Below are 18,706 nucleotides of genomic sequence, written 5' to 3'. Positions count from 1 at the left end.
ATGAAACTCGCGTCTTATATGGTTATATCCTATTTATTTCTTATGCTGTTGTTTTCTCCAGTACACATATAAAATAATGGCAATAATAGGTAAAATGATAAACACCACGATATTAAACGGATCTGAAAAATCTACCGGCTGATTATCGTCTGGATTAGGAGTTCCTAAAGGTAATTGTGCGAATAATGCAAGGGTTTTATGTATCATGTCTATATGTTTTATGGATAATAAATATCCTTTTCACTTGAGTTTTAGGTGCTAAAAGCGTGTTCTCTATTAGCGATCTTCTTTCAATATTACATTAAATAATCCAAACATTTTAACCCTTAATGCATATGGGTTAACATCTATAATATTACAGCAAATAAAAGCTTTACAACCAACCTAACTTTACCCAAAATTAGGCAAAATGATTCGCCTTAAACTAAAACATATATCATTATGGATACGACAACAAAACAAGATACTTTTGAAACCATTAATCCGAGTACAGAAAAACCCATAGCCTCATATACATATATGACGGATAGCGAGGTTGAAAATAAAATAAAACAGTCTCACGACGCCTTTTTAGACTGGCGTTTCGAATCGTTTGAAAAACGTGCTGAAGTAATTAAAGCTATCGGGAAAGCCTTACAAGACCACAAAGAAACATTAGCCAGCTTAATGACCGATGAGATGGGAAAATTATATTCTCAGAGCGAACAAGAAGTCGATACATGTATGGCCATTTGTGAATACTGCGCCACACATGCTGCCACTGAATTACAAGATGAAACACGAGAATTAACTTTGGGTGGTAAAGGGATCATTACCCACTCGCCTATTGGAATTATTTATGGTATTCAGCCATGGAATTACCCGTCTTACCAAGTGATTCGATATACCATTGCTAATTTAATGGCAGGGAATAGTGTGCTATTAAAACATGCGTCGAATGTAACGGGAACAGCTAAAAAGTTAGAGGATATCTTTAAATCGGCTGGATTACCAGAAGGATTATTTACGGTATTAGTTATTGGTCACGAACAGTCTGATGCTATTATTAATAACAAATTAGTACGCGGAGTAACACTAACCGGAAGTCCGAAAGCTGGAAAAATTATAGGCGAAAAAGCTGCTAGTGCTTTAAAGAAATCGGTATTAGAATTGGGAAGTAATGATGCTTATATCGTTCTAGACGATGCCGATATTGAATTGGCGGTAGAGCAAAGTGTAAAAGGAAGAATTTACAATAACGGGGAAACCTGTATTGCTGCCAAACGCTTTATTGTAGTAGATGCTGTTTACGATACCTTTAAAAAAGCCTTTGTTAAAGCGATGTCTGAGTTAAAACTAGGTGATCCTAAAGACGAAAACACAGACCTCGGACCTATGGCAAGAAAAGACTTACGTGAAAAACTACACGAACAACTTACCGAAAGTGTAAATAAAGGCGCAACCATATTATGTGGTGGTAAACCGGATTCTGGATCAGGATACTTTTATCCAGCAACTGTGTTAGAAGATGTAAAACCTGGACAACCAGCTTACGACGATGAGCTTTTTGGTCCGATAGCCTCATTAATCAAAGCCAAAGATGGCAAAGATGCCATGCGTATTGCAAACGATAGTCGTTTTGGATTAGGTGGTGGAATCTTCTCTAAAGATGTAGATAAAGCTACGCAACTCGCTAAGAAACATTTTGATACCGGAATGGTGTTTATAAATAGTTTTGGATTAGCAGATCCGAAAATGCCTTTTGGAGGCGTTAAGGATTCTGGATTTGGAAGAGAGCACGGTGGCTTTGGAATGAAGGAATTTGTGAACGTTAAATCTGTTATGATTAGTGATCCACAATAAGCACTAAATATAATAAACGCATAAAAAGCGCCCCTAAACAAATAGTTTAGGGGCGCTTTAATTACATATATTGAGAACTAATTTCTAAGCTTCTCCTCGAGCAGGATAATCTTTATTGTTTACAAAGTCAATAGACTTTATAAGCTCAACAATTTCTGGTCTTGCAAAAGGCATGGTCTGAATAGATGACGCATATAGCGTACGATCTGGACGGATTAAAAAGATAGCTGGTTCTACAAATTCTTCAGGTTCGTCTTTAATCCCTTTAGAAATGTAAAGTCCCCATTCACGAGCTTCTTCAATCGGAAACTCATATCCTAATGGCACATCTTTAATATCCCATTCCTTATAAGAGGCTTCTGCTTTGGCTTTAGTATCCGAACTGATAGCGACCACATTCACGCCTTTGTCTTTAAAGTCGCCTAAATGATCTTGTATCGTTTCTAAATACTTTTTACAAACGGGACAGTGTTTACCACGATACACCACCACTAAGGTGAAGTTTTCTGGTTTCTGCTCACTAAGCGTCCACTTAGTATCGTTTAATAGATTTATTGATAAATCGGGTGTTTCTGTTCTTGGTTTAATCATAATACTTGATTTTAAAATTAATTATTAAAGTGTCGTATTTGGAAATATGGGTTGCAATTAGATGGTTCTAAACGCTTCTTCTATAGGTGTGTCTCCTTGTAGAATTTCGAAGGTTGTTTTATCTGTTGTATTATCGCGTAGCGCTTGTACAAGAGTCTGCGCAACATCGTCGCGAGTAATTTCGCCATGTTTAGAAAAAGACTTGGATATCGCTATGCGCCCCTGACCCGATTCATTATTTAATGTTCCTGGTCTTACAATGGTATAATTTAATTTTGAGTCTTTTAAAAACACATCGGCATTATGCTTAGCTTTTAGGTAATCTTGAAGTTTTTCACTCTGTTCTGGATTATCTGCGCCCATAGAACTTAGCATTACAAATTTCTTAATATTTGCACCTTCCGAAGCTTTAATCATTTTTATAGCGCCATCTTGGTCTACGGCCTCTACTTTCTTACCACCAGATCCGGCAGCAAAAATAACATGATTGGCTTCTTTAACCGTTTGTGACACATCATCTTCCAGATCGCCATATACGGTTCTTATATTGTGCTCTTTGAAGCTTTTCTCCTGCTCTTCATTTCTAACCATGGCAATCGGTTCGAAATCTTGAGAGGTTTTTAAATGATGCACTACTTTATTTCCTGTGGTACCTGTGGCACCAACTACTAATACGTTTTCCATTTTATTTGTTTTCATGCAATTTACGCCTATTTCCTAGTACTCATTGACTTAAAAACATATAAAAGTAACGCTATTCCACCGTTGGTTAACGTACGTACAATGTCCAGACCCTATAAACCAAATAGCAAATAGGCCGTAAAATGAAGTCGGCATGGCAATTTTAAAATGAAGAACTAAAACCGTATAAACACAAAAAACCGATACTTTAGTTTGGTTGAACCCGTATCGGAATTATTGTATGAAAGATAACTGTAGACTTAGACTTCTAACCTAAAAGTATTGAGGATGAAATTTAACGAATTGAAAACTTTTTATTCTTGTATGGTATATTGCGTTTTAGCCACCACAGGAATCCCGGATGCAGTAACCCCTTCTATAGTCACTTTTACAGTCGTTTCTACTGCACTGTTATAATAGTCGGCTTTTACAATTCCCGTTTTATCGGGATGCATAAACGGATTCCAATATAGTGTATTTCTAATATCCTCTTTTTGATTTTCAAAGGTAATATCTTTTGGATCTGGAGTATAAAACACACGTGGTTCGTAAAACCCTTCTACCTGCTGTTTTATGGTCTGTAGCACTATTTTTTCGTTGGTGGTTGCCCCTTTCTTCAAGTAAATTAAAATCGCTCCATTCCCTCCGTTAGATCCTAAAATAGTGGCACTCGCCCCATTTAAAGTTTCTATCTTAACCACATCGGCTGGTTGTAAGAAAGAAAGTTCGTCCGGTTGCCAGATAATACCATCTACAATAATTACAGCCGGTCCTGCATTTCTAATAAATCGGATTGACGGTTCCTCTATAACAACACTTGGTATGGTAGTTTGTATTAAGTCATAAATAGATAAGAAAGTTTCCACTTCGTCTCCGAAAACAAATGTCCGATCGGCTGGACCATACATGGATAAAGCTTCTTCTTTTTTAGGAGCTATAATCTCCACTTCGTCTAGAACATTTTCTTCCATAATGCCAACAGACTTATATTTTTCTAATACTGTAGATTTTAAAACAATATCTTCAGAATGGGCTTCTTGTGAAGGTTGTGGTGTAAAATTAACGGCTAAAGTCGCGTGGGTGTCTTCGTCTAAAGACAGCATTCCTCTAGATTTTCCATTATCGTCTTTAGAACTTAAAATCATTTCTGAAGTTCCGTAGAACATTATATTTTCAAACTTAAAATGCCCTAAGGAATCCGTTTCGGTATTCAACATCTTAATCTTACCTTTATTAAATAAGGTTAATGTGATATTGTTTCCAGCCTTTCCTTTATTTCTAAGTACTTGCGTAAGTTGCCCGCTAATATTAATCCCAGATTCGGCTGTAAAGGGCAAGGTTTTATCTGCTAAATTTGGATTATCTTTCCATATAAAATCTCTCCATCCTTGAGTTAGTAACAATACATCTAACTTTTCAATCCGCCACGGCTTATCGGTATTAAAGTAGAATCCTGGATTATAAATTGGTCCTCTAATATCCGATTCCATTAAAAAATATGAGGAAATATTGGATGCTAGACCTGTGTCTTCTACCCCATTCATATCAATACTTCTTAAAGAATAACTCGCTAGTTCCGGCGAACCATCTTTGGTTTTAGAAGAGACCGTAACTGTTACTTTTTCGTCTGGTTTATAGGTTTGCTTATCTGTAGCTAGAGTAACGTTTAATTTATCGCTCTTATCTATAAAAATAAGACGCTCACTTTGTGGCTTCTGGTTGGCATCGTACAAGGTAATATGATTAATACCGCCGGGCAATTTATCCTGAGGGATTTCAAATTTTACAGTGGTACTTGTAATAGGCTGGTCGATTTCGAAATATGTAATATCCTTAATTTTGCAGAGAATATTTATATTTTGGTTTGGTTGACTTCTTAGTGTTTTCTTATTGGTATTAACGGTAAGGACTCGAGTTGCATCGCCTTTAACAGGTTTAGAACTTAATACAAATCCTGTTTCTCTGGCCTTAGGTAAAGTAAATTTTATGGCTTCTCCGCCCTGTACAGCAGATGTTTTAGCATAATACTGCACTCCGTTTTTTGGATTTAACTGAAAGGTTCCCATACCATCATGAATGGTTTCGAAAAAGGTAACCAAAGTATCATCTGCCGTGTAAATTTCTCCTTTTACTTCTATGGGAAATCCCTTAGAATCCACAGCTTTTAACGCCACAATATTTATAACATCTTCGACAAGGGATCCGCCTTCCGGAAAAAACTGCACTTTAAAAGCCTGTTGGTCTTCGTCATCGGTTGTACTTTTCGCTTCTTTAGCGTGGCTTTTAGCCGTATCATTGGTTTCTGAATCATTAAACACGTTTAATATTTTAATGTCTTTAGTAAAAACAAACGCGTCGTCGAAGTTACGGTTCCAATTGGTATAGGCACGCAACTGATAGGTTCCTGCCGTTTTAATGCCTGTAGAATCTGTAAGCTTGAAGTCCCCGAAACCTAATCCATTTTCTAATCTTGTATGCTGACGTGCAATTATCTGTTTATTTGGAGCTATTAACTCTACATACAGCATATTACTTTTATTATACAACTGATTGTTATAGGGATATATCGCATAAGCTTTATACCACAACGATTCGCCAAGCGTATATTGATTTCGGTCGGTGTGTAAGTATATATTTTCGACAGTTGGAATAATCTCTTTTTTATCTTGAGCGCTTACCGCAACAGTACTAATAAGGATAAAAAAGAAGCTAAGAATTACAATATTTAATTTTCTATACAATACAATGGACATTATAAATAGCGGGATTTAAAATAGTAAAAACGAAAGTTAACACTATTCAGACTATAATAAAACACAATGGTTTAATTACTTCCCTAATAATTACGCACTTAAATTACACGTCTTACCATTCGATAGGTCTGTAATCTTTAAGAAATTTACCACACCAATGTTTTCCTGTGTTAATTCCGTCTAATAACGGATCCATTACACGGGCAGCGCCATCTACAATATCTAAAGGAGGTTGAAAATCGTATACTTCCTGTTTCATTTTTGCTAAAGCAGCAGGATCTTCGTCTGTTACCCAACCCGTGTCTACGGCATTCATAAAAATACCACTTTTAGCCAACTCCCCAGATGCTGTATGCGTTAGCATATTTAAAGCTGCCTTTGCCATGTTGGTATGCGGATGTCTGGACTCTTTGAACACACGATGAAATTTACCTTCCATAGCAGTCACATTTATAATATGCTTCTGACCGGTATTTTCTTTTTTCATCATCTCGGCCAAGCGGTTACATAGTACAAAGGGTGCTACAGCATTAACCAATTGTACTTCTATCATTTCTGTGGTTTCTATAGCTCCTAATTTTAAACGCCAACTGTTCGTTTTTCTTAAATCTACTTGCTGTAAATCGGCATCTAATTTCCCTTCAGGAAACACCTCTTCTGCCACTAACGAATTATCGAAACTATACGGAATTTGAGATAATTTTGCCGAGGCTCTCAATCCGATTCCAGGTTCAGGTCCGTGCCAAGTTACCGGCATATTTTTGTTTGAAGATGCGCCAGATGTTAATGATTTCAACTCGTGTAAACATGTGGTATGATCTGATAATAAATCTTGAACCGCTTGTGGAAGCGTATCTATAGCTTGCTCTTCCTTCCCCATTAAATGCGCATAAAAACCAGCCGGTCGTCTTACGGTTTGTGCTGCATTATTGATTAAAATATCTAAGCGATCATACTTTTGTTCGATATAATTACAAAAAATTTCTACACTCGGTATGTGTCTTAAATCTAGGCCGTGGATATGCAAGCAATCTTTCCATGTGTTAAAATCGTCTTCTTTAGCAAACCGAATCGCAGAATCTACGGGAAAACGCGTTGTTGCCACTACGGTAGCTCCGCCTCTTAACAACATTAAAGTAATATGATAACCAATTTTTAAACGAGAACCAGTGATTACAGCTACTTGCCCATTAACATCTGCCGTTTGAAAGCGTTTAGCATAATTAAAATCCCCACAATCTATGCACATGGTATCGTAAAAATGATGCATTTTGGTGAATGCTGTTTTACACACATAGCAATTTCTAGGTGTTTCTAGCTCTATGGTTTCCCTGTTTTCTAATTCTTGCGCAAGCAACAATTTAGGCGCCATAAAAATAGGTGTTTCACGAGCATTTCTAATACCTGTTTCTTTACGAGCGACACGATCTTGGACTTCCTTTTTACGCTTTGCATTTTTCTTAGCGTCTTTTTTTCGGCGTGCAAACTCTTCTCGACTGGGTCTTGAAAACGTCCCTGTCGCTTTAATTAAAGCAATTCTTTTATCCTTTGGAATATCGAAAATAAGATTGGTATCGGCATTTAATTGTTCTAATACACGTAAACATTCGTCTATTTCCTTCTGAGACAATTGTCCCTGTTCACCTTCACTCTTGGCGTGCATAGTATATGATTTAGGCTACGAATATACTTTATATTTTTGGTATTCATTGATCCCCATTTAAACTTCGTTTTATAGTAACGTTTTAAGATGTTCTGTAAAATAAAGACATAAAAAAAAGCTCATCTTAGTCAGATGAGCTTTCAATATTTTGTTTTCTATAGAAGCGGTTAATTTACATCGACCAATTCTATATCGAATATAGTTACTGATCCCCCAGGAATCACAGAATAATCGTAACGACCATATCCTAATGCAGACGGAATTAATAATTTCATAGTTCCACCTTCATTTAATAATTGTAAACCTTCTTGCCAACCTTCTAAAATGTCTTCAATTTCCAAATTTAGGTTAGCACTTCTTTCAGCAAAGATTTCACCATCGGTAAAGTAACCCTCGTAATTCACTGTTACTGTAGACGTACTCGTTGGTTTTACACCTTCCCCTTGCTCTTCTATGACGTAATATAATCCAGATGCTGTACTCATAGCATTTAAATCATTTTCAGCTATATAGTCTTCAATTTCTTGTTTATTTAATGCGTTATAATCGATAATCTCGATTTCGAACACTAAAACAGAACCTGCAGGTATTCCTCCATAAGAATTACTTCCATAAGCTAAGTGTGCAGGAATAATTAACAAACCGCTACCTCCTTCGTTAAACATAGGAATTCCTTCTTGCCAACCTTCAATAACACCTTGTAAATTGAAACTCACGGCGCTTTCTGTATTTTCATCGAAAACGGTACCATCTGTAAAATAACCTTTATATTTCACGGTTACATCTGAAGTTGATGTGATTGCATCACCTTCTCCAACTTCGTCAATAACATAATACAATCCAGATTCTGTACTTTCTGCATCGATATTATTGGTTGCGATATACGATAAAATTTCCTCTTGGTTTTCAAGACTATAATCTTTGTTTGAATTTCCATCGTCTGAACTACAAGAGACGAAAAGCACTACTAAAAGTGCCATACATACTGACTTCATATTTATTTTTTTAGGTACGCAAAAATATGAAATTGAAGTTGCTACACAACATGATAAACGTTAAAAAACTTAACATTTTGGTAACAGACCGTCCACTGCATTTGTTATAAACTGCTATCTTCAATAGTAATGAATTACTAGATGACTTTAAGTCCGGGTTATATTTTAAGGTTTTCCATAATTTTTAAAAGGAAACAAAAGCTAAAAATGTCTAAAAACCTATATTTGCCGCCATGTGGATGTATCTAGGCTTACTATCGGCCGTATTTTTAGGATTACATAATTTATGTAAAAAACATGCCGTTCAAGGCAATGAAGTCTTTCCTGTACTTTTAGGAACAATAAGCTCTGGATTTTTATTGATTCTTCCGTTTTATTTGGGATCTCAATTTGCGCCAGACTATATGCGCGATTTAGGTTTTTATATTGAAGATATTCCGTTAAAAACACATGGGTTTATTTTTATAAAGTCGGCTATTATGGCGACGTCATGGGTTTTAGCCTATCAGGCTTTAAAACATTTACCGATTACCATAGTGACACCAATACGCTCGGCGGGCCCCTTTTTTACGTTTATTGGGGCTATATTTATTTATCAGGAACGCCCGAGTCCTTTGCAGTGGATTGGCTTTGTATTGATTATTGGTTCGGTTATTTTGTATTCGCGAATTGGAAAAAAAGAAGGGATCGTATTTACACGCAACAAATGGATTTTAGCCATTATCGCAGCCACTTTTTTAGGGGCCTCTAGTGGCTTATACGATAAGTTTCTAATACAGAGTTTAGCATTGACGCCACAAACATTACAATTTTGGTTTTGTTTTTATACGGTTTTAATTTTACTCGTGATTATGGCTGTAATTTGGTTTCCGAAGATAGAAAAACGACGAGCTTTTACTTGGCGGTGGTCTATTCCTGCTGTTGGTGTATTATTACAAACCGCAGATTATTTCTATTTTAAAGCCTTACAAGATCCCGAAGCCTTAATCATGTTATTATCGGCTATAAAACGGAGTCAGATTATAATCGCAGTGGTTATTGGTGGCTTGATCTTTAAAGAACAAAATAAACGTAAAAAATTAGTGCCTTTAACCGGGATTATGCTTGGTGTATTCTTAATACTGTATTCATAGTAAAAACATCTATTCCCGAATTTAAACACTATAATTAGATCTGATTATAATTAAGTTTTTAACTTGTACTTTGCAGTAACAATGAAAACCTAACACAAATATAAAGCCAGCTATTCTTACAATAGCTGGCTTTTATATTTATATGGGTGTAATCGTTATCTAATTATTTAAATAAGAGGTCGCTGTTGAAGTACGTTCCAGCACATGATTCTTTAATTCGTTTACCGCTGTTTGGAAATCGTAGCTTGAATTTAAAAAGCTATAACCAGAGATTTCTGTAGTGGCGTAAGGTTCTATTAAAGCACTATAAGTCGCATATTTGGCTTGAATTGTAGAGCTATTAAACGCATTATCTATAGTCTCTTGTACATAGGCATCGTATTGCGCTTTGTAGGTGTCATCGGCATATAAATAGCCTATTAATGGCCATTCAGTACTAGATACATTTGAGAAATCTATAGACACTGCTCCTTGACCGTTACCACGTTGTAAAGCTTCGTTATTATCCCAAGGAATCCATGATAAACGTTCTGTATCCGGATTGTTATACAAGAAGTAATTATGCGTCATGCGTCCGTAAGTATCCCAATTCTGAATCACTGTATTTACAGCTAAGTATTTTAGGAAGGTACCGGTATCTAAAATAGATTCCAGTTCCGAGCGCCAAGCTTCTGGATCGGTTGTTCTGTTTGAGGCATGTAAGGCCGTAAATAAATCTTGAATATCTGTATAGTCTGCATCGTCTTCATTAGTTTTCTTAACAAATACATCTTCAGAAAAAGTTCCCGATGCAAAACTAGCACCATCGCCATCCGGTTTATATAAATTTCCATCGTTATCTGAGAATTGCGTATCGATTACGGTATCATCCACTTCTTCTACCAAAGTATACACTCCAAAATATTCTGGTCCGTCACCATGATCTACATAAACGGTATAAAAAGCGGTATGCGACACCGCCAATCCTGCATCCCTAAAAACGTCTGCCGCAACTTTTTCGCGCAACATGGATTTGTCGTTATAGTTATTTTTTAGACTTAACTTCTTAAAGCCATAAAAGCGCTGATTATCGATTTGCGGATATTCGTCTTCAAATTCATCGAAATCTAATTTAAACGAAAGTTTTAATATTCCGGAAGACCAGCTCGATTGTAAACTCGAGTTTCCCTTAAAACGGATACCTACGCGATACCACTCCTTACCTTGGTAAAACACTTCTCCAGGAACAAAAATTGGGTCTTCGTCTATATCTACCAAACCGTTTCCTCCAGATTGCGATCCAAAGGTGCCGTATAAGGTAGTCATGTTTGTTAACATACTGTTCCAACGATCTTCAGTGATTACGATGTCTAAACGTTTTACAGCTTCATCTTCAAAAACTTCATCAAAATCAGGATCGGCATCTTTACTATGTGTTTCTGTGGTCCAGTCCGTGGCTTCAAAATCGGTATCGTCAAATTCAACTACATCACTTTCTTCTGTAGTGGTTTCGTCTGTTATTGTTGTATCGTCATCTGCACAAGAATACATCACGACTAATTGCATGGCTATAAAGCAAATTATACTTACTTTTTTCATTGTAATTCATTTAAAAGTTCTTAATATCAAGTAAATTTCAGCAAAATAAAACTGTCATTTCCTGGTATTAAGCGAAGTCTGGTTACTTTTAAGTGAATGCCGGATTTTATAGGTTAAAAGAAGTTAATGGTGTAGTAAATACACATGAAAACAGTTGGATTACTAATGAAATTGCTTAAATCATTAGACTATAAAACGCGTTTTTAATTTCCCTTTACACGCGTCCATAAATCGCCTAATAGCTGTTTGGCGTCGTTACGATCTTTAGGTGTTTCTTCAAATTGAATGTGCCCTTGTTTATCTTTTTGGATTTTGTACTGAAACACAAAATTTGTCGCATCGGGATTCATGTTTAAAGTTCCGAATCTTAAATCGTTAAAAAACAAATCGTCATCTTGTTTAGTAATCGTATACCAGCCTTTAGAAATTTTAATCATGCGTTTCATTTTTTCGTTATCGGCGATATCTGCGATATATTCGTGCTGTTTAGGATACCTGTGAAACGTTATAGACTTGGAATCGAAAAAGGAATAATGTCCAACCAAATAGGCGTCTTTGGTATCTACATTTGCTGTCCATAGCACAGTATTTAAAGGCGACGGACGCGTATCTAAATCTGAGTACGAAATGTTTTGCTGTTGTAAGGCATCTTCAAATTTAGTGAATGCCACACCTTTTAGAATAAGTGTTAGTAGTAAATAAACGGAACTTAAAATAAGTCCCCAAGTATTGAATTGTCGCCGTTTTTTAGAGCTACGCTTCTGAAACATGGTCATGATTAAAAACACCAAAAATGGCACTGTATACAAAGGATCGATTACAAATATAGATTTATAAGCGACGCGTAAATCTAATGGCCAAAACAATTGCGTGCCCCAGGTGGTGTGTGCATCTAAAAGCGGGTGGGTAACAAAAGCTAGGAAAAATAACCAAGACCAACCTTTTATATTTTTATAACGTTCGTATCGGGTAACGAGCCAACCAAATACAGGCGCAAATACCACAGAAAATAAAATAGAGTGCGTGAATCCACGATGAATTTCTAGAGCACTTACAGTATCTGTAACATGAGATGCCATAACATCTAGATCGGGAATTGTGCCGGCAATGGCTCCATAAAGCATGGCTTTATTTCCAATTTTTCTACCCAGTACAGCTTCTCCAACTGCGGCTCCTAAAACGATTTGTGTAAGTGAATCCATATGATTGCAAACTTAATTCAAGTTCGGGATATCACCATAAATATTAACTAATTAATGTTTTGCTTGTTCGGTGTAATACATCCTTTAACAATACATCATACAGCGGAATCTGTTAATCGCCTATGTTGTATGCCGCGATGATATTAATCTATAGATAATTCTTCTTTTTGAAAGACCACAAAGCCTATAATATTCAATAAAAAGAATGTATAACCAAAATAGATTAAAGCCGTTATAAATGGAATGGTTGCACTATCTATTATATATACCAATAATAAAACAATGGCAATCCATAATTGATTACACCAGAATGCATATTTGGTTAGTTTATAAAAACCGTATAGTAATCCCATGCCCAAAAGGATAACTAAAACATAGATCTCCACTATATGGTTCATATTATTCAAGATTTGAATTATTAATAGATAATAAATCAAATGTCTTTTTTAAGCAGAGCTGCTCACTAATTGAAAGGTTTTTCTTTTTCATAATAACAAGTAGATTAGATTTGTATAAGGGTACGACTATAAAAAATTAAGTTTTTTTAATCTCTATAGCCATGTTCAAATTTGGATAAGATTGAGAAATAAAACAAGATTTCATGAGGTAGTTGGCGAGTAGTTTTAGTGTAAATCGTTAAAAACCAGTCACTACCCACCGGGGTAGTCAATATGTAAAACACTAATAAACAAAGTGTTAGCACCATTAACACGCTTCAATGCAATATTCAAGTCATCCCAACAACAAATAACGAATACGATAAAGTTTAAAATAAAATACCTCAAAAGACCTGAAGACTACAGTTTTAACCCCATTTATGCGTCAAAAAAATAATTGCTTATTAAACAGAACGTCCTATATTTGTCCTAGCTATACCTAAATCTATTACTTTGTTACGTAACCTCATTCTTATACTTTTTCTATTACTTTTTAGTTTTAGTAGAAGTAATACTATAATCAGTATCCAAGTGGATGATGATAAGCCTACTTTAGAGGATAATACAGAGAATGAGAATAAAATAATAAAGCTAGAAAGTATTATCCACAATACATCATCTTCGCCATACGATATCTGCCGAGCCTACTATCAAAAATATTTAATTTATAAGGAATTATACAATTACGATCAAGCTATAGAAAATTTAGATTTAGCTTTAGAATTCGGATTGTTAACCGATAAAAAAGAACAAATAGTAATACAATATAAAATTGAAAAGCTATTAGTTCATTTTGACTTACTGGAATATGATAAAGTTTCGGAAACCTTGGCAAAAATAAAAGACGAGGATTTAAAATCTCTTAATCCCACTTCCCTATCTTTTTACTGGATGGTTGTAGCACGAATGGAGATTCGAAAAGGTAATACAGATGAAGCTGACGCTTATTTAAATCAAGCCTTAGACGTTCTTTTAGAACATGATCCCAGACAAGTACCTCTGGTATATCGTAAGAAAATAGAGTTATATAAAAGTCTAGGGCAACATGAAAAAGTTATTGAAAGTTTTGAAACAGGCTTAGCTTACGCAAAAAAATACCAAGTTGAAGCTTATGTTCTGGGGCTATATGACGACATGACCTATTACTATTCTGAAATTGGTGATGTTAAAAATCCGCAATATGCCGAAGCCGTACAGCAGGTAAAAAAACTTTCTACGGCACACGATGGTACCAATAGAAGTGGGAAATTATTAAGAGTTGAAAAAGAACTTTTAGAGAAACGTAAAGAGCAAGAAGCTGCTGAAGAAAAACGCAATCAAAATTTACTAATCTTTCTCGTTGGTACACTTATTATTCTTCTTTTTCTATCCTTTTTCTTTTATAAAGCGGCTAAGCAGAAACGGATTTTAGCAGAGCAAGAAATGGATAGTATGCGTAATGCATTAGAGCGAGTTACACAAGAATTAAATGAATCCGGACAAACTAAATTAGATTTAAATACCTATACGTTAACCGAAAGACAACTTCAGATTATTGACCTAGTAAAACAAGGGAAATCGAATAAAGAAATTGGGGAAGAATTATTTATTTCGGTAAATACGGTGAAGTACCATTTAAAAATTATTTACGAGACCTTGCATATTAGTAATCGTTCAGAACTGTAATAACTAACTTTTGATCACTTTTACGAAGCACATTTTACACCACGTCTAGTTTACATATGTGCTTCAAACCAAAAATCGATGCCTTGAGGTGCTTTTTCAGAATTCCCTCCAGGTCTTTGTCCGCCGCCATCACGAGAACCACCTCTGTTGCCTCCACGACCTCCGGAACCACCTTGACCATTACCTCTACCGCCACCACCACGTGAACTCATGCTAGAATTTAAACCTTCCGAGCCTTCTCCTCTTTTGGATTTATCTGGTTTAGCTGTTTGTACACCAATCATTAACTTTGAAAGATCGGTTTTAGATTTCTCCTTAATTTGACGCTCTGGAATCGTTAATTGATACGTTAAGAGGTTCTCTTCTTGATTATAAGAATACGTTGCCGCAATGCCCATGCCATTTAAGAGTACATTAAAATTTTCGTTAGAATCATGGAACTTAAGTCTCGCCTCTTCAGGAAAATCTGTAGTGATTAAGGTATATATCTGTGCTTTCGTCTGATTTATTTCAGCTTCCGTTTGAAATCCAGCATCTCTCCTATCTTCTCGGTTACCTTCAGGTTTCATAGAAATGCCAACAGGCTGAATAGGGTATGTTACCGACACATCTTCTTTTTCTTTCCCCTTTAAATCAAAAAACACAGTAACACCGTGTCTTAACATAGACAGTATTGTTTTATTATCGTGCGTCGTTAATTGCACCACAATGTTTCCTTTATTTTGAGTGACTTTATAAGCGACTTGCTCGCTAGATCCTAAAATAGTATCAGAGATTACAACAGCATCTTCTGAATAGGCCATAGCAGAAAATGTATATAAACTAAAAATAATTAAACACACAATAGATTTCATAATACTATAAATAAGAATTTTAAAGGTTAAAAGTATTGGGATTCTTCCGAATCTAAAAATTCGATAGACAAACACGGAAAATTCTACTATGAATTTATAGAATTTAGAGACATAATTTATGAAACCCTAATAAACTAAAACCTAGAATACGATTGTAATAACACGCTTATAAGTAAGTAATACAACTATTTAGGAACAAGTTATTCGATGATTTAATTATTTAGTGAATTCTGATTGATATACTCTAGAAATTTTGGTTTGTATTGTTCGGAAACTGTGATGCGCTGATTATTGATTATAATCTGACTTCGCTCTACGACTTCTATATTTTTTAAAGACACAATAAAAGACCGATGCACGCGCATAAAGTCCGTTTTAGGAAGTTCTTCTTCTAACGACTTTAAACTCATAATTGTTAATACCGCCTTAGGATTATCTTTTAACCAAATCTTGATATAATCTTTTAAGCCTTCAAAATATAATACATCGGCTAATTTAATACGTAATTGTTTGTATTCGGACTTTACAAAAAGAAACTCTTTTTCTTCAGAAATAACGGTTGAAGCTTTGATATTATTCCCTTTTACCAAATCGAACCAAGTTTTTGCTTTATTGGCGGCAGTCAGAAATTCGGCATAATCGAATGGTTTCAATAAATAGTCTATAGCCTCTACTTTAAAGCCTTCCAACGCATACTCATCGAATGCAGTAGTAAAAATAACGCGGGTACCTTTTGGTAACATTTTAGAAAACTCTAACCCCGATAAATCTGGCATTTGTATGTCTAGAAACAGTAAATCAACCGATTCAGAATTTACAAACTCTAATGCTTCAATCGCACTACTACACTTTTTCTTGAGATTTAAGAATGGTGTTTTCTCTACATAACTTTCTACTAGATTTAAAGCCATAGGCTCGTCATCAACAATAATACAATTCAGTTTTAAAGTGTTCATAGATTTATGTTTCTATTTGTAAATGTACTAAAAATCGACCTTCAACAATTTCCGTTTTAAACATGTATTTATTCGGATATAACAAATCTAAGCGCTTTTTTAGGTTTTGTAATCCAATACCCGAACCACTTTTATCATCGGTTTGCTTAGGGAAATTCGCATTTTCAATTTTAAACTGTACCGTACGGCCTTCTGTAGACAAATTGATTTTAATATCACTGTCTTTATTCGCCGACACGCCATGTTTAAAGGCATTTTCAATTAAAGATATAAACAAAAGTGGCGCGATTTTTATAGACGTAACTTCTGAAGGAAATTGAGAAATTACTTGGGTTTTATCTGAGATACGCAATTTCATAAGTTCCAGATATTTCTTCATAAAATCGATTTCTTTAGATAAAGGCACCTCTTCAATATTCGTTTCGTACAACAAATACCTCATCAATTTACTTAAACTGTGGATGGTAGATTTTGCTTGCTCAGGTGAAATATCGACTAAAGAATAAATATTATTTAGCGAATTGAAAAAGAAATGAGGTTGTAACTGATATCGTAAATGTTGTAATTCGGAATGTAATTTTACATTAGCAGCGTCCTTACGTTCGTTTTCGGCAGTTTCCCAACGTTTTGTTGTTTTTAGAGCAATAGAAAACAATATGGGCGCCACGTATGACAACATTTGCATATAAATAAACATTCTTAGCGGTGGCTTATTTGCGGAATCTCCGACCTCTTTACGCTTTAAACCTTCAAAAAATGTAGCCTCTATTTGTTCCTTTAAGGTTAAAAAGACAATTATAAGTATAAGGTTTATAAGAATAAATTGAACCGTCTTTTTATTGAATAAAAATTTATCGATAACTATAAAATAATTGAGATAAAAGATCATAGTATAAAATGCTACTGGTACCCAATAATGTGCTATAATTCTATTTATATCTTGCTCTTGCCCGTACGATAAAAAATATGGCAGACTAAACAATACCAACCAAATTAGAATGTGGGAGAAGATTACAATGTTTTTATTTTTATGCATTAGGTTTATTCTTTTTTCTATCTTTTATATTCAGAATTTGTAATGGTTCCGTCTGGATTTATAAATTGATATTTATACGTTCCGGATGTATCCCATCCATAATTTATAGTATATAAAGCAGATTCCAACTCATAAGTTAAACTGTATTGATTAGACTTAGGATTTTTAAAATCAATAATTTTAGCACCACGTAACGGTTGTAAATCTGGTCGCACACCTTTTGTTTTTGCTTGTGGCATGATTTCGTTTTCAGGCGCTTGAGTTCTGGGATTAATTTCAACTTTACCCTTCATTGATGCAATTAAGTACGGATAGTCTTTTACAGCGTGATATTGATAGGTGCTATCTGACGTAAAACGTCCAAGACTTTCATCTAACGTCTCATTCGTTTCGCCATATACTGGAAAACCATCCAGAGCATAGGCAATGGGTTTACCTTGACCTACTTTAGCTTGCAAGTGCGTTGGTGGCAAATGGTAATGATAGTCGTCTGCCCTACCACAATGTCCGCCCCATTGGTCTAATTCTCCAATGGCATTTGCATCTTCACCTCGATTGTTTAAAGGATTAAAAATAGGGATACCATTTGCGGCAATAGCAATGGCGCCTTTCATAAAATTAGCTTTGGTAGACAACGGGTTTTCAGCCAATTCCGGTTGCAACGGAATGGCCCACGCATTAGTGCCCGAATAATCGTGGTTAATAGGAACCTGTTGTTGCCAATTGGTTATACCTGTCATCATTTCGTGTTCTGGTATGCCGTTAGACTCTATGTAGAAATATTTGTTGTCGAAACGTGTATTCACGTTATCAAAAACGCCAAAAATAAAGGTTAAATAAGACACATCATTTTTCGCCATTGCAATGCTTTTAGAAGTACTAGTTGTTTTACACCCTGCAACTATAAAAGCAACTCCAATGAGGCTAAAAGCCACTATTTTAGAGTCTTGTTTTTGCCTATATCTAAAGCATGAAAATAATACCCAGGCTACACCTAAATATATAAAAAGATTAGCGTACGGTATAGAAACCAAAGATTGCGTTGGCTCTGAAATGTTTTTATTGCTAATCCACGTGCTCGTATTCAATATGTATTGTTGCTCTTCCGTTGTAAATTCTGAAATATCGAAAAATACAATCTTGTGATGCTCATTCATGAGATACACGGTTTCGTCTATGCGTTCAATAAATTCACCCTTTAAGTTCTTTTCACTATTTGTAAAATGCCAAATTTTGGTGGGTAAACCGTGGCCGCCTTCGTGAGCAAAAGCCTGAAGACTTACAAATAGGATGGTTATAAGGGGTATATATTTTTTCATG

General features: G+C 35.3%; 16 protein-coding genes. 3 read left to right on the top strand and 13 right to left on the bottom strand.

Going from position 1 to position 18,706, the window contains the following annotated elements; genetic code table 11:
• Positions 1 to 33 precede the first annotated feature (33 nt).
• Entirely contained in the window at positions 34 to 207 is a 174-nt protein-coding gene (locus tag AC0UBM_RS03400; RefSeq protein WP_414034533.1) for an adenylosuccinate synthetase, read from the bottom strand.
• A 234-nt stretch (positions 208 to 441) separates the two neighbouring features.
• Between AC0UBM_RS03400 and AC0UBM_RS03395 the strand changes: the two genes are divergently transcribed.
• Complete coding sequence (locus tag AC0UBM_RS03395; protein ID WP_475687648.1) at positions 442 to 1,842, top strand: NAD-dependent succinate-semialdehyde dehydrogenase; 1,401 nt, start codon at positions 442 to 444, stop codon at positions 1,840 to 1,842.
• Between the two features lie 84 nt (positions 1,843 to 1,926).
• Here AC0UBM_RS03395 and AC0UBM_RS03390 read toward each other — a convergent pair whose 3' ends face one another.
• From AC0UBM_RS03390 to AC0UBM_RS03370, 5 genes are all read right to left on the bottom strand, one after another.
• A complete protein-coding gene (locus AC0UBM_RS03390) occupies positions 1,927 to 2,433 on the bottom strand; it encodes a peroxiredoxin-like family protein (RefSeq protein ID WP_414034535.1) in 507 nt (168 codons plus the stop codon).
• 57 nt (positions 2,434 to 2,490) lie between these two features.
• A complete protein-coding gene (locus tag AC0UBM_RS03385; protein ID WP_475687647.1) occupies positions 2,491 to 3,117 on the bottom strand; it encodes an SDR family oxidoreductase in 627 nt (208 codons plus the stop codon).
• A gap of 311 nt (positions 3,118 to 3,428) precedes the next feature.
• Complete coding sequence (locus AC0UBM_RS03380; protein ID WP_475687646.1) at positions 3,429 to 5,867, bottom strand: TonB-dependent receptor; 2,439 nt, start codon at positions 5,865 to 5,867, stop codon at positions 3,429 to 3,431.
• A gap of 112 nt (positions 5,868 to 5,979) precedes the next feature.
• The gene (locus AC0UBM_RS03375) at positions 5,980 to 7,530 is read right to left on the bottom strand and encodes an SDR family NAD(P)-dependent oxidoreductase (protein WP_475687645.1); all 1,551 of its coding nucleotides are present in this window, start codon (positions 7,528 to 7,530) and stop codon (positions 5,980 to 5,982) included.
• A gap of 167 nt (positions 7,531 to 7,697) precedes the next feature.
• Positions 7,698 to 8,525 carry an FKBP-type peptidyl-prolyl cis-trans isomerase gene (locus AC0UBM_RS03370; RefSeq protein ID WP_475687644.1) on the bottom strand — a complete coding sequence of 276 codons (828 nt, stop codon included), beginning with the start codon at positions 8,523 to 8,525 and terminating at the stop codon, positions 7,698 to 7,700.
• A 233-nt stretch (positions 8,526 to 8,758) separates the two neighbouring features.
• Between AC0UBM_RS03370 and AC0UBM_RS03365 the strand changes: the two genes are divergently transcribed.
• Positions 8,759 to 9,658, top strand: a complete 900-nt coding sequence (locus AC0UBM_RS03365; RefSeq protein WP_475687643.1) for an EamA family transporter — start codon at positions 8,759 to 8,761, stop codon at positions 9,656 to 9,658.
• Between the two features lie 159 nt (positions 9,659 to 9,817).
• On the opposite strand, the gene AC0UBM_RS03360 is transcribed toward AC0UBM_RS03365, so the two are convergent.
• The 3 genes from AC0UBM_RS03360 to AC0UBM_RS03350 form a co-directional block, all read right to left on the bottom strand.
• A complete protein-coding gene (locus AC0UBM_RS03360) occupies positions 9,818 to 11,236 on the bottom strand; it encodes a CotH kinase family protein (RefSeq protein ID WP_475687642.1) in 1,419 nt (472 codons plus the stop codon).
• Positions 11,237 to 11,439: 203 nt separating this feature from the next.
• Positions 11,440 to 12,438 carry a metal-dependent hydrolase gene (locus tag AC0UBM_RS03355; RefSeq protein WP_475687641.1) on the bottom strand — a complete coding sequence of 333 codons (999 nt, stop codon included), beginning with the start codon at positions 12,436 to 12,438 and terminating at the stop codon, positions 11,440 to 11,442.
• Between the two features lie 143 nt (positions 12,439 to 12,581).
• Entirely contained in the window at positions 12,582 to 12,836 is a 255-nt protein-coding gene (locus AC0UBM_RS03350) for a hypothetical protein (RefSeq protein ID WP_475687640.1), read from the bottom strand.
• Between the two features lie 492 nt (positions 12,837 to 13,328).
• On the opposite strand from AC0UBM_RS03350, the gene AC0UBM_RS03345 reads away from it, so the two are divergent.
• Entirely contained in the window at positions 13,329 to 14,540 is a 1,212-nt protein-coding gene (locus tag AC0UBM_RS03345; RefSeq protein ID WP_475687639.1) for a tetratricopeptide repeat protein, read from the top strand.
• A gap of 50 nt (positions 14,541 to 14,590) precedes the next feature.
• Here AC0UBM_RS03345 and AC0UBM_RS03340 read toward each other — a convergent pair whose 3' ends face one another.
• The 4 genes from AC0UBM_RS03340 to AC0UBM_RS03325 form a co-directional block, all read right to left on the bottom strand.
• Positions 14,591 to 15,394, bottom strand: a complete 804-nt coding sequence (locus tag AC0UBM_RS03340) for a hypothetical protein (protein WP_475687638.1) — start codon at positions 15,392 to 15,394, stop codon at positions 14,591 to 14,593.
• A gap of 212 nt (positions 15,395 to 15,606) precedes the next feature.
• Complete coding sequence (locus AC0UBM_RS03335; RefSeq protein WP_475687637.1) at positions 15,607 to 16,350, bottom strand: LytR/AlgR family response regulator transcription factor; 744 nt, start codon at positions 16,348 to 16,350, stop codon at positions 15,607 to 15,609.
• A 4-nt stretch (positions 16,351 to 16,354) separates the two neighbouring features.
• Positions 16,355 to 17,386: a sensor histidine kinase gene (locus tag AC0UBM_RS03330; RefSeq protein ID WP_475687636.1), complete on the bottom strand. Its 1,032-nt coding sequence runs from the start codon at positions 17,384 to 17,386 to the stop codon at positions 16,355 to 16,357.
• A gap of 17 nt (positions 17,387 to 17,403) precedes the next feature.
• A complete protein-coding gene (locus tag AC0UBM_RS03325) occupies positions 17,404 to 18,705 on the bottom strand; it encodes a YHYH protein (RefSeq protein ID WP_475687635.1) in 1,302 nt (433 codons plus the stop codon).
• Between the last annotated feature and the right edge of the window lies 1 nt (position 18,706).

This window comes from Formosa sp. F44, assembly GCF_056238645.1.
The sequence above is the reverse complement of the archived record's forward strand: the minus strand, read 5'-3'. Positions and strand labels throughout refer to the sequence as shown.

What these genes read in the sequence shown, in the direction of transcription:
- AC0UBM_RS03400 (WP_414034533.1), bottom strand. Translation starts at nt 207, where the DNA reads ATGATACATAAAACCCTTGCATTATTCGCACAATTACCTTTAGGAACT.
- AC0UBM_RS03395 (WP_475687648.1), top strand. Translation starts at nt 442, where the DNA reads ATGGATACGACAACAAAACAAGATACTTTTGAAACCATTAATCCGAGT.
- AC0UBM_RS03390 (WP_414034535.1), bottom strand. Translation starts at nt 2,433, where the DNA reads ATGATTAAACCAAGAACAGAAACACCCGATTTATCAATAAATCTATTA.
- AC0UBM_RS03385 (WP_475687647.1), bottom strand. Translation starts at nt 3,117, where the DNA reads ATGGAAAACGTATTAGTAGTTGGTGCCACAGGTACCACAGGAAATAAA.
- AC0UBM_RS03380 (WP_475687646.1), bottom strand. Translation starts at nt 5,867, where the DNA reads ATGTCCATTGTATTGTATAGAAAATTAAATATTGTAATTCTTAGCTTC.
- AC0UBM_RS03375 (WP_475687645.1), bottom strand. Translation starts at nt 7,530, where the DNA reads ATGCACGCCAAGAGTGAAGGTGAACAGGGACAATTGTCTCAGAAGGAA.
- AC0UBM_RS03370 (WP_475687644.1), bottom strand. Translation starts at nt 8,525, where the DNA reads ATGAAGTCAGTATGTATGGCACTTTTAGTAGTGCTTTTCGTCTCTTGT.
- AC0UBM_RS03365 (WP_475687643.1), top strand. Translation starts at nt 8,759, where the DNA reads ATGTGGATGTATCTAGGCTTACTATCGGCCGTATTTTTAGGATTACAT.
- AC0UBM_RS03360 (WP_475687642.1), bottom strand. Translation starts at nt 11,236, where the DNA reads ATGAAAAAAGTAAGTATAATTTGCTTTATAGCCATGCAATTAGTCGTG.
- AC0UBM_RS03355 (WP_475687641.1), bottom strand. Translation starts at nt 12,438, where the DNA reads ATGGATTCACTTACACAAATCGTTTTAGGAGCCGCAGTTGGAGAAGCT.
- AC0UBM_RS03350 (WP_475687640.1), bottom strand. Translation starts at nt 12,836, where the DNA reads ATGAACCATATAGTGGAGATCTATGTTTTAGTTATCCTTTTGGGCATG.
- AC0UBM_RS03340 (WP_475687638.1), bottom strand. Translation starts at nt 15,394, where the DNA reads ATGAAATCTATTGTGTGTTTAATTATTTTTAGTTTATATACATTTTCT.
- AC0UBM_RS03335 (WP_475687637.1), bottom strand. Translation starts at nt 16,350, where the DNA reads ATGAACACTTTAAAACTGAATTGTATTATTGTTGATGACGAGCCTATG.
- AC0UBM_RS03330 (WP_475687636.1), bottom strand. Translation starts at nt 17,386, where the DNA reads ATGCATAAAAATAAAAACATTGTAATCTTCTCCCACATTCTAATTTGG.
- AC0UBM_RS03325 (WP_475687635.1), bottom strand. Translation starts at nt 18,705, where the DNA reads ATGAAAAAATATATACCCCTTATAACCATCCTATTTGTAAGTCTTCAG.